We start from the raw sequence: 8,480 nt of genomic DNA, 5'->3' as shown, positions 1-8,480 counted from the left end.
CCGACGCCAACCGCATTGCCGAAACCGTGGCCCGGGTCATCGGCACCGTGCCGCGCCCGGTCGCTCTGCACGAACCGGAAATCCGTAATGGCGATATTGCTGCCGTGGCTGATTGCGTCCGTGGCGGCTGGGTATCGCCGGTGGCGCCGATTGCCCGGCGCTTCGAGGCCGAACTGGGCCGCATCAGCAATTCCGAGCATGTCATCGTCTGCTCCAGCGGTACCGCCGCACTGCATCTCGCCCTGCTGGCCATCGGGGTCGGTCCCGGCGACGAGGTGCTGGTGCCTGCGCTCAGCTTCGCCGCCACCGCCAATGCGGTGGTCTATTGCGGCGCGCAGCCACATTTCTGCGATGTCGAACCGCAGGCGCTCGGCCTTGATCCGGCCGCGCTGGCGCGGCACCTGGCGGCTTGCGGCCAGGCCGGCCCGAACGGACTGGTCAATCGCAATACCGGCCGCCGCATCGCCGCCGTTTTGCCCATGCATGCCTTCGGTCATCCGGTAGCGCTGGATGAAATCGCCGCGATCTGCGCGCAATACGATCTGCCGCTGGTGGAGGATGCCGCCGAAGCGCTGGGGTCAACCTATCACGGCCGCCCGGTCGGCAGCATCGGCCGCATTGGCATCTTCAGCTTCAATGGCAACAAGATCGTCACCACCGGTGGCGGCGGTGCGGTGGTCACCAATGATGCCGCGCTAGGTGAAAAGGCCCGCCATCTCGGCACCACGGCCCGGCGCCGCGACACCGGCCGCATCGAGCATGACGCCGTCGGTTTCAATTACGGCATGCCTGGGCTGAATGCCGCCCTGGGTCTGGCGCAGGTCGAGCGTCTGCCCGAATTGATCCAGCGCAAGCGCGATCTTGCCGGCCGTTATCGCGCCGCCTTCGCCGGCATGGCGGGGACCAGCCTGGTCGAGGAACTGCCCGATACGCGCAGCATCTACTGGCTCAACACCCTGATGCTGGATAATGCCGCCGCGGCCGATGCCGCGCTCGCCGCCCTGCATGAGCGCCAGATCATGGCCCGGCCGATCTGGACGCCGCTGCACCTGCTGCCAATGTTTCGCGATAGCCCCCGCATGCCCGACATGCAGGCCGAGCGACTGGCCGCCTGCGGTATCAATCTGCCGAGCAGCGCGCATCTATGACCGCCAGGCTGCCGCCTTTCATCCTGATTGGGGCCGGCGGCCACGCCCGCTCGGTGATCGGCGTGATCCGCGCGCTTGGTCATGCACTGCTTGGCGCGGTGGACAGCGATCCGCAGCGACGCGGCAGCACAATCGACGGCATCCCGATCCTTGGCGACGATTCCTACCTGGCGCAGCACAAGCCCGACGCCATCAGCCTGGCCATCGGCTTCGGCAACCGGCCCAACCGCGGTGGCCCCGGCCTGCAGCCGCGCCGCAGCGTGTTCGAGCGATGGACCACGCGCGGCTTCGCCTTTCCGGCTCTGGTGTCGCCGCAGGCCATCGTAGTCGATAATGCCCGCATCGGCGCGGGCAGCATTGTGATGCCCGGGGCAATGATCCAGGCCGGCGCCGGGATCGGCGACAACTGCATCATCAATACCGGCGCCATCGTCGAGCATGATGCACGGATCGGAGATCACAGCCACATCGCGCCCGGCGCCATTCTCTGCGGCGCGGCTTCGGTCGGGCCGGAAAGCCATGTCGGCGCCGGCGCCATCCTGCTGCAGGGCATCCGGGTCGGTACGGCCACGCTGGTCGGCGCCGGCGTGGTGATCCGTCGCGATTGCCCCGATGGCGGCATCAGCCTGGGCGCGGCGCAGCCCTAGATCTGAAGATCGTGAAAGCGTTTCGCGCCGGCCTCGCGCCAGCGGAACTGCAGCAGCGCCTCGGCGATCAGCCGCGCCGTGGCGCCGCGGCCATAGGGCGACTGGCGGGCCTCGGCGATGCGACGATGCTCTGGCGTCAGCGCGCTGCGGATCGCCTGCTCGATGGCCGCGGCATCCTCAGCGCAGTCGATCACCGATGGTGCGCGCAGCCGGCCTTTCTGCCGGTCGCCGATATTCACCGTCGGTGTACCTGCCGCCGGCGCCTCGATCAGGCCGGATGAGGAATTGCCGACCACCAGGTCGAACAGGCCGAGTGCCGCGGCATACAACTCGCTGCCCAGGCTGGCGACCATCTGCGCGCGCTGCGGCCGTGTTTTGGCATAGGCCTCGATAAAAGCGTTGATGCGCCGGCCGCCGGCATCAGCATTGGCAGCGGTAAACAGGATGCGGCAATCCCCGATGCGGTCGAGCGCCGCACAGAGCGCGGCGATGCCTGCTTCCGGGTCGCTCCCGGTAGCGGTGACAGGATGACAGGTCGCCAGAATGTTCAACGGCCCGAAGGAAAATCCGGTTTTCGCGCTGAACGCCGCACGATCGATGCGAGTATAGGCGTCGGTATTCTGAATGCCGAGTGCACCGACATCGTGCACACGCGCCGGATCCTCGCCCATCTGGATCAGGCGCCGGCGATAGGGCTCGGCGGCGGGAAAATGCAACGTCGCCATCTTGCTGATGGCATGGCGGATCGCATCATCCAGGGCGCCTTCGGTGATCTCGCCGCCATGGATATGGGCAATCGGGATCGACAGCAGCAGCGCGACCTGCGCCGCCGCCAGAGCTTCGTAGCGATCACCCAGAATCACCAACACATCGGGCGCCATAGCCTGCAAGGCATCGGTCATGCCGATCACGCCGCGCCCCAGCGCCTTGGCGATGGCAGCCGGATCGTCGCCGGCCAATTCCATGTCGACTTCGGCATCGATGGCAAAGCCATCGGCGAGGATCTCGTTGCGCGTCATGCCGAAAGCAGCGCTGAGATGCATGCCAGAGACCAGCAACCGCAGGGCGTCGCGCTGCTGCAATTCCCGCAGCAAGCCGCGCAAAAGACCGTAATCAGCGCGGCTGCCGGTGAAGACGCAGATCTTCGGCGTTTCAGCCATTCACGGCTTCTCGCCGACGATGCGCATGTCTCGCGGCTCGCGCAGCTTGTACTGTGCCGGCTCCTGCCGCACGTTCACCAGTCCGGCCTCAGTCATTAATGCCGCCAGACTCTGCGGCGTATACCCCCAGCGATGGATCATCAACGGATCGCGCCAGCGCGGATCGCCGTAGAAGACCCACATGCTGCGCTGGCCTTCCGGCCCCGGGCCGGCGGCGGCGACGGGATTGTTGATCAGTTCCTGCGCCGCGCTGATCAGATTGGGGCACTCCAGCACCATGCGGCCGCCCGATTGCAGCACGCGTTTCCACTCGCGCAGTACATCGGCCACTTCCCAGCGCCAGATATGCTCCACCACATGCACTGCCAGCACTTCCTCGGCAGCGCCGTCGACGAACGGCAGCGTCCTGGTCACGTCGCATTGCACGTCGACCTTCGGCCCCTGGCCACGCGAGGACAAGGCGTCGCAATTCACATAGCCGGGCAGGATCTTGTCGCCGCAGCCCAGATTGAGCTTCAGGCCGCGTCGCGCCGGCGCCGCCAGCGGCTGCGGTGCCGCCTGCCGCATCGCGACGTCGAACACGGATGCCCATTGCGTCGCCACGGCCAGCGGCGAATGGCGCACCTCGATGATGGCCTGTCCGGCGGCGATGCGCTGCAGCGCCAGGGCCGGATTCTGTTTCGCCCAGCGCAGCCCCTCGGGCAGTGACGCGCCGATCCAGGCGGCATCGCGGAAAGCTTCATGTGCCGGCGTCGGCCCGGCCACCACCAGCCGGCCGCCGCGCAGGGCCGCCACCAGGCGCTGCGGCCCGCGTGTATTGGTCTGCGGTTCCGGCGGCGTCGGCAGCACCACGGCATCACAATCGGCAATCGCGGCGGCCTGGGCCGCCGGACTCCAGGACGTGACGCTGACCTGCAGCCGGCCGCCCGACATCTGGGTGGCGCCGCGCAGCGAATCGGCCAACGGCGGCGGCACGGATACCACGATCTCCAGCGCCATCGGCTGCTCGGCGGCGAAAGGCATCAGCGCGTTGAGCAGGCCGGAGAGTTCCGGCAGGTCGGAGGGCTCGCCATACCAAGCCAGCTTCAGTCGCTCGCCTCCCGGCGTGAAACGCGGCGCAGCGGTCTCGCCCTCGTAGGGATCATGCACGGCGATCGCCTCGCGGCCGGTCTCGCGCTTATACTGCGCCGCCAGTCCCGGCGAGGCGGCCGCGACAGCCACCGCAGCCGAGGCGAGCTGGCGCAGCTGTTCGCCGCCGGCAGGACCTGCGGCATGGCCGTCATGCAGGTCGAGCACCAGGCGCGCGCCGGCATCGCGGATCCAGCCGGCGGCCTGCGCCACATCAGGCAAGGCCATGGCCGGCAGCACGACGATATCGGGCATGGCGCCGCCGCAGGCGCGTTTCAGCCCCTCCGGCCCGCTGCCATCGAGATCGAGGTAGGTGGTCCTGATCCGGTGCTGCCCGGCCTGGGCCAGATCGAGGCGGTAACGCGCCGCGGCCGGTGCCGGCGAAGTCTCGACGCCCTTGTAGATCGCGGGCCTGGGCACCAGCCAGCAGACATGGATATCCGACATGGTGTCTCCTTTGATGGCCGGAATCGAAGCCGGCGTCGAGGCCAGCGCCGGCACGGCTGTCGTTGCGGGCTTCACCGCCTGCAGCATGGCCAGCCATTGCTGGCCGATCGCGGCGGCCGAGAAATGCGCGGCGACATGGGCCTGGCCGAGGCGCGTCTTCTCGATCACGCTGTCCGGCATGGCGCAGGCCGCCAGCACGGCGCGGCTGAGCTGCTCGTCCAGGCCGCAAAACCCGGCCAGCTCGCGATAGCTGTCGATCGGATGCGCCACCACATGACGCCCGGCATACAACGCCTGCAAAGCGCGGTTGTTGCTTTTGCCTGCCGACAGCACCGAGCCGCCAACGAAGGGCAGCACAACGATGTCGCAATCCTCCAGCGCCTGCTGCAGGGCCGGCACCGACCATGGGGCGAAGCTGACCTCGCCCGTGCCGGCCAGCGAGCCGAGCTGCTGCGCCACCACGTCGGGGGCAAGCGGCTCACACAGTACCTGCAGGTGATAGCGGCGCTGCGCCGCCAGCCGCGGCAGCTCGGCGCGGAAGAAGTCGCGCATCGCGGGGGCGTGGATGCCGTAGAAGCCGAACCACAGCAGCCTGACCACCTCGCCCGGCGCGAAACGCACCGGCCGCTCTTCCACCTCGATGGGATCGCCGATCACCATGACGGGAACAGCCCGGTCCGGCACGGCGTCTTTCAGCGCCCCGCGCATCAGGCCGGCCAGGGTGTCGCTCGGCGTGGTGACGGCGTCGCAGCGGCGATAGAGCTGGTCGAGCATCTTGCGGTAGATGCGCGCGCCGTCGGGGCCGATCTGGCGCGCGGCCGAGGCATCATGCTCGGGCGCCAGCTTGAAGTCTGAGACGTCGATCACCAGACGGCCGCCGGCACCGCGCATGGCCTCGATATGGCCGAGGCAGATGCCGAAGCCCTGGCCCAGGGTGACCACGTCGATTTTGGGCTGGTGCAGGATCAGCAGGTCGATGCGATGGTCGAAATCGGGGCGGAACAGCTCGGCCACCGCCACGACATCGACCCGCAGGCCGGGCTGCTGGCGGACCATCTCGGCGGCCGGGATCAGGCCGCGATAGCGCGCGCTGGCCAGCCGGCTCCAGCCCTCGCCCTTCTCACGGGGATCGGCGTTGATAGCAAAAACCACGCGCATCGGCGCCCGTACTCCATCATGCCCAAATCAAGCATGGCAGTCTGGCGCGGCAATGGTAAAGGAAGTCTGGCGGCGAGGCCGGGAAACCGCAGAAAATGCAGCTGAATCAACAGGCTGGAGCGGCTGATGCCGGCGGGAAATGGCGCACCCGACAAGATTCGAACTTGTGACCTCTGCCTTCGGAGAAGAGCCGTCTCATTTCTCTGAAGCACCCAGCATTGCTAATACTCTATTATTTTCAATACTTTATTGAAGCACAATTACTTTCTATCCCTTTGAATTCGCTCTTCCCCTATTGACGGCACGCAGCACTGGCTGACCATTGGTCACCACGAGGCACCCTATAACCCATAAATGGCACGCAGCGAGCCTGATCGGAAAATAACGCAGCCAGAGAAAACCAGTCAGAACACGTTTATGCTTATGGCGCTGTTTTCGCTTCAGCCTCGATGTAGACCCTCATTTCCGGCAACACGAGATCTGCCACGGCAATGACGGTACAGGCCGGCGGATTCACGGGAAAGGCCACACGGTGAGCCCTCGCCACCAGCTCCAGATCCGCGAAGGACCGTAGGTAAATCCGGGTGCGAACCACATCGGCCATGCTGCTGCCGAGCTCCGCAACCGCCGCTCCAATGACGCTCAGAATATGACCGGCCTGCGCTTCGGCATCACCGGCACCAACAAGCCGGCCATCGATATCGACCGGTGCGGTCGCGGAAACCCAGATGTGATCCCCGTCCCGCACCGCCCGTGAGTAGCCCAGCATGTCGGCCCATGCGGAACTGGCCGGCACATAACGACGTCGTGCCTCGTGGCCCATTGTCAGCAGGCCGGCTGCGCGTCGAGGAATTCCCGAATCAGGCGCCCAAAAGCCTCTGGCGCTTCGACATTCGGCTGATGGCCAATATCCTTCATAATGGCCAGCCGCGCGCCAGGGATGCCGTCGGCGATGATCTGGGATTTATAGGGTGGATTGGCGCCATCGAGCTCACCGCAGATCACCAGCGCTGGACAACGGATATGCGGCAGAAGGTGGCGGATATCGACGCGGCGCAGCACGGGTGCCGAGGCGCGTGCCACCTTTTCCGCGCCGCAGTTCAGAATGATCTCGCGCTGAAGGGCAACCTCTTTAGCGTTCTTCGGGTCGTTGAGGAACGGAGCGCCGTAGAGAATGGCCATCAGGCGGTCAACCACCGCCGCCGGATCGTGCGGAAAGACATTGAGGATCAGCTCCTCGTATTTGACAACCTTTTCGATCGGTTCGGATTCGGCCGATGCCCCCTGCACTACCAGGGACTTCACACGATCGGGGAACTGCGAGGCGATCCGAAGCCCCATGACGCCACCAACCGAGCAGCCCACCCAGTGGAACCGCTCCGCTTTCAGTCTGTCCGCGACCTCGAGGGCGTCACGCACAAGATTGTCGACATCGTAGCCGCCCAGAGGCGCCTTGCTGCGCCCATGCCCCCGCCAGTCGATCGTGATGCAGCGATACCGATCCTTCAGCATGTCGATCTGTCGCGCAAACATCTCGCCCGAGAAGAACAGCGAGTGGTACATAAGCACCGTCTCGGGCCCCGCCCCGAACTCTTCGACAAACAGCTCCGTTCCATTGATCGGCATTAAAGGCATGGTCATGGACTCCCTTGTCAGACTTCAATCCAGGTCCGGCGGATATCTTCGGCGGCTCTCAGCTCGTCCGGAGACCCGCTGAACACAATCTCGCCCCGGCCGAGCACATAGACCCGCGCAGCCACATCAAGGGCAATGTCGAGCTTCTGCTCGACCAGCAGAATCGAGAGACCCGCATCCCTGAGCTTCACGATGGTGTCGGCAATCAGTTGAACCATGAGGGGCGACAGGCCCTCGGTCGGCTCATCGACTATCAGAAGCCTTGGCTGGCCCATCAGCGCACGCGCAAAAGCCAGCATCTGCTGCTCGCCGCCGGAAAGTACTCCGGCCGGCGCGCGACGGCGCTCCGCCAATCTGGGAAACAGGTCGTAAGAGCGCGCGATCGACCACGGAAACCGTCCTGCCGGCACACGGCCGACCGGCTCGCCCAGAATCAGGTTTTCCTCAACCGTGAGATCGGCAATGATTTCGCGGCTCTCCGGCACGTAGGCGACTCCGGAACGCGCAACCCTGAATGCCGGCTGGCCGGCAATCTCGTCGCCATCCAGCGTGATGGAGCCGGTACGCGCCACCCGTCCTGCAATCGCCTTGACCAGCGTCGAGCGCCCGGCCCCGTTCCGCCCGACGACCGTAACCGTTTCGCCCCTGTTGACACCGAGCGACACATCGAACAATACGCGGGTCGGACCGTAACTGGCGGACAGGCCCGACACGGAGAGCAGCGGCGTAGCCTCAGACATGAGCGGCCTCCGCCGTTATCACCTGGCCAAGATATGCCTGCCGGACCCGGGAATCCTCGCGCACAATGGCGGGGGCGGCACTGATAAGGACCTCGCCGTAGACCAGAACGGATGCCCTGTCAGCTAGGCCGAAGACGACGTTCATGTCGTGCTCGATCAGGACGAGGGTGCGCCCTTTCGCGATACGCCGGATTGCATCGATCATCGTATCGGTCTCTGCCCGGCTCATTCCCGCAGTGGGTTCGTCGAGCAGGACAAGCGCCGGGTCGCAGGCAACGGCCAGGGCAATTTCAAGCGCCCGCTGCTCGGAATAGGCGAGGCTGGCGATCGGCAGGTTCCGGAACCTGCCGATCCCGACAAGATCGAGCACCTCGTCGACCCGCCGCCAGACAGAGCGCATGCCCGTGATCGCCTTGA

The 8,480-nt window shown here is 66.0% G+C and carries 8 protein-coding genes; 2 read left to right on the top strand and 6 right to left on the bottom strand.

What is annotated here, in order from left to right:
- Both Q1J79_RS10690 and Q1J79_RS10685 read left to right on the top strand, forming a co-directional pair.
- On the top strand, positions 1 to 1,148 hold a 1,148-nt coding region (locus tag Q1J79_RS10690), incomplete at its 5' end, for a LegC family aminotransferase (RefSeq protein ID WP_300300025.1).
- Positions 1,145 to 1,795 (top strand): acetyltransferase, encoded by a 651-nt coding sequence (locus tag Q1J79_RS10685; RefSeq protein ID WP_300300023.1) that lies wholly within the window; start codon positions 1,145 to 1,147, stop codon positions 1,793 to 1,795. The genes Q1J79_RS10690 and Q1J79_RS10685, both read left to right, overlap by 4 nt.
- On the opposite strand, the gene neuC is transcribed toward Q1J79_RS10685, so the two are convergent.
- From neuC to Q1J79_RS10655, 6 genes are all read right to left on the bottom strand, one after another.
- On the bottom strand, positions 1,792 to 2,955 hold the full coding sequence (neuC, locus tag Q1J79_RS10680; protein WP_300300021.1) for a UDP-N-acetylglucosamine 2-epimerase: 1,164 nt from the start codon (positions 2,953 to 2,955) through the stop codon (positions 1,792 to 1,794). The genes Q1J79_RS10685 and neuC overlap by 4 nt on opposite strands.
- Positions 2,956 to 5,688 carry a methyltransferase domain-containing protein gene (locus tag Q1J79_RS10675; RefSeq protein WP_300300019.1) on the bottom strand — a complete coding sequence of 911 codons (2,733 nt, stop codon included), beginning with the start codon at positions 5,686 to 5,688 and terminating at the stop codon, positions 2,956 to 2,958.
- Between the two features lie 421 nt (positions 5,689 to 6,109).
- On the bottom strand, positions 6,110 to 6,457 hold the full coding sequence (locus Q1J79_RS10670; protein ID WP_300300017.1) for a Rid family hydrolase: 348 nt from the start codon (positions 6,455 to 6,457) through the stop codon (positions 6,110 to 6,112).
- A gap of 56 nt (positions 6,458 to 6,513) precedes the next feature.
- Complete coding sequence (locus Q1J79_RS10665) at positions 6,514 to 7,323, bottom strand: alpha/beta hydrolase (protein WP_300300015.1); 810 nt, start codon at positions 7,321 to 7,323, stop codon at positions 6,514 to 6,516.
- A gap of 17 nt (positions 7,324 to 7,340) precedes the next feature.
- Positions 7,341 to 8,063 carry an ABC transporter ATP-binding protein gene (locus tag Q1J79_RS10660; protein ID WP_300300013.1) on the bottom strand — a complete coding sequence of 241 codons (723 nt, stop codon included), beginning with the start codon at positions 8,061 to 8,063 and terminating at the stop codon, positions 7,341 to 7,343.
- The coding region (locus Q1J79_RS10655) for an ATP-binding cassette domain-containing protein (protein ID WP_300300011.1) at positions 8,056 to 8,480 on the bottom strand (425 nt) is incomplete at its 5' end. The genes Q1J79_RS10655 and Q1J79_RS10660, both read right to left, overlap by 8 nt.

This window comes from Ferrovibrio sp., from assembly GCF_029255545.1.
Taxonomy (GTDB): domain Bacteria; phylum Pseudomonadota; class Alphaproteobacteria; order Ferrovibrionales; family Ferrovibrionaceae; genus Ferrovibrio.
This window is presented reverse-complemented; position numbering and strand designations above follow the sequence as displayed.